Origin of the sequence: Rathayibacter sp. AY1A5 (assembly GCF_002930875.1) — a bacterium.
Taxonomy (GTDB): Bacteria; Actinomycetota; Actinomycetes; order Actinomycetales; family Microbacteriaceae; genus Rathayibacter.
In genome coordinates this window covers 1-2649 of record NZ_PSTM01000047.1, presented here as the reverse complement: position 1 = coordinate 2649, position 2649 = coordinate 1, and the positions used below count along the sequence as shown (strand labels likewise).

Genomic DNA, 2649 nt, shown 5'->3' with positions numbered 1-2649 from the left:
GTGCACGTCGAGGTCGAGTGGCTGCTGGCGCTGACCGACCGCCGCCTCTTCGGCTCCGAGCCCGTCGACGCGGCGACCGCCGAGGAGCTGCGCCGCCGCGCCCGCGACTTCGGCCAGCCCGAGATCGACGAGCTGGCGACCCTCGAGGCCCGCACCCGCCACGACGTGAAGGCCGTGGAGTACCTCGTCCGCCAGTGGCTCGAGGAGCTGGGCCTGCAGCGCATCGCCGAGCTCACCCACTTCGCAGCCACCAGCGAGGACATCAACAACCTCTCCTACGCGATCGTGGTCCGCCAGGCCGTCGGCGAGATCTGGCTGCCGAAGCTGCGCTCGGTCGTCGCGTCGCTCCGGGAGCTGGCCGTCCGCTACCGCGACGAGTCGATGCTCAGCCGCACCCACGGCCAGCCCGCGACCCCGACCACGATGGGCAAGGAGTTCGCCGTCTACGCGTACCGGCTCGAGCGGGTCGTCGCGCAGATCGAGGCGACGGAGTACCTGGGCAAGTTCAGCGGAGCGACGGGCACGTTCGCCGCGCACCTCGCCGCCGACCCCGGCACCGACTGGCCCGCCCTCGCGGAGGAGTTCGTCACCTCCCTCGGCCTCGTCTTCAACCCGCTGACCACCCAGATCGAGTCGCACGACTGGCAGGCCGAGCTCTACGGCAGGGCCGCGCACGCGAACCGCATCCTGCACAACATCTGCACCGATGTCTGGACCTACATCTCGCTCGGCTACTTCCGGCAGATCCCCCAGGCCGGGGCGACCGGCTCGTCCACGATGCCGCACAAGATCAACCCGATCCGCTTCGAGAACGCCGAGGCGAACCTCGAGCTCTCCAGCGCCCTGCTCGACTCGCTCGCGCAGACCCTGGTCACCTCGCGCCTCCAGCGCGACCTCACCGACTCGACCACGCAGCGCAACATCGGCGTCGCGTTCGGCCACTCCCTCCTCGCCCTCGACAACATCGCCCGCGGCCTGCTCGAGATCGACCTCGACCCGACCGCCCTCGCCGCCGACCTCGACGGCAACTGGGAGGTGCTGGCCGAGGCGATCCAGACGGTGATCCGCGCAGAGGTGGCGGCCGGCCGCTCCTCGATCACCGACCCGTACGCGCTGCTGAAGGACCTGACCCGCGGCAAGCGCCTCGGTGCCGACGACCTCGCCGTCTTCGTGCAGGGTCTCGACATCGGCGACGCGGCGAAGGAGCGCCTGCTGGCGCTGACGCCGGGCGGCTACACGGGCCTCGCCTCGTCGCTGGTCGACCGCCTGAGCTGATCCGCCGGGCAGCGAGCGCGCGGGTGCCGCCGTCCTCGAGAGCGAGCACTCCGACTCCTGCGTGCTCGCGGCGGCGCGGTCGACGACGGCGCGATGTCGGGGGTCGCACCTAGCGTCGGCGGCATGTCAGCGTGCGCGATCGGAGGGTGCGCCTCCTCGGCCGAGACGGGCGCCCCCCTCGCGCTCTGCGCGGCGCACCTCGGGCTCGCGCACGACTGGGTCGCCCGCGAGGACGGCGTGATCGACGCCCTGCCCTCGCCGTGCGCGGCGTGCGGGTCCCGCCTGGGCGTCCGGCTCCCCTCCGCCTGGCTCTGCGCCGCCTGCGAGTGGCGGCTCGGCGATGCTCCCGACGGCGAGCTCCCGCCGCCCCGGGTCGACGTCGTCTACTACATCCGCTTCGGCGAGCGGATCAAGATCGGCACCAGCGGCAATCCCCGGCAGCGCCTCCACCGGCTCCGGCACGAGGAGCTCCTCGCGTTCGAGCGCGGCGGGCGAGCACTCGAGCAGCATCGGCACGCCCAGTTCGCCGACGAGCGCCTGGAGCGCACCGAGTGGTTCGCGCGCAGCCCCGTGCTCGACGCCCACATCGAGACCGTGCGCGCCGGGGAGCCCGACCCCTGGGCCCTGCACCGCCGCTGGCGCAGCGAGGCGCTGGCCCTGCGGCTCTGACGCGTCGGCTGCGAGCGGGCGGCTGCGACTCGACCGCTGCGACTCGCCGGTTCCCACTCGACGGTTCCCACTCGCCGGCACTGCATCCGCGGGTCCCGCTCCGCCGAGCCGGACACCGGGACGGAGCGACGGGGACGGAGCGACGGGGACGGATCCCGGAGGACCGTCCCGCAGCCGCCGCGCGACGCGCTCAGCGCCCCCAGGCGTCGACGAGCAGCGGACCGCGGACATCGCGGAGCCGGTCGACCAGGCGGTCCGCCAGCGCGGCCGTGACCCCCGTGGCGACCAGGTCGTGGGGGCCGAGCGGCAGCAGCTTCCCCGTGCGGATGCGCACCACCTCCCACCCGGCGGAGCGGAGCGCGCGGTCCTTCCGCCGGTCGGCCTCCTCGCGGTGCCCGACGTGCTCGAGTCCGTGACGGCCGGTGGAGTCGTACTCGATCGCGACGCGCAGCTCGCCGAGCACCAGGTCGGGCCACGCCTCGCAGTGCTCGAAGAACGGCCGCGCGAGACGCACCGCCGTGTGCGCCGGATCGAAGACGAGCCGCTCGACGAGGAGTGCCCGGAGCCGGGCCTCGACGGCGGAGGCGGGAGGAGGCGCGCACCGGCTCGCGAAGGGCTCGCCGACGGGGAGGTCCGGCGTCTTCGGGCACACGCGGGCGGGCCGGGCTCGGGAGCGCGCCTCCTCCCCGACGGGGAGGTCCGGCG

2 protein-coding genes and 1 pseudogene are annotated in these 2649 nt (G+C 74.1%); 2 read left to right on the top strand and 1 reads right to left on the bottom strand.

What is annotated here, in order from left to right; all coding sequences use genetic code 11:
- Both purB and C5B98_RS16475 read left to right on the top strand, forming a co-directional pair.
- A partial coding sequence (gene purB / locus C5B98_RS16480) for an adenylosuccinate lyase (protein WP_104328123.1) occupies positions 1-1275 on the top strand: 1275 nt, incomplete at its 5' end.
- A gap of 123 nt (positions 1276-1398) precedes the next feature.
- Complete coding sequence (locus C5B98_RS16475; RefSeq protein WP_104274485.1) at positions 1399-1944, top strand: GIY-YIG nuclease family protein; 546 nt, start codon at positions 1399-1401, stop codon at positions 1942-1944.
- Positions 1945-2134: 190 nt separating this feature from the next.
- Here the strand turns inward: C5B98_RS16475 and C5B98_RS16470 are convergent.
- Positions 2135-2649, bottom strand: a pseudogene (locus tag C5B98_RS16470) (endonuclease domain-containing protein); the annotation flags it as partial.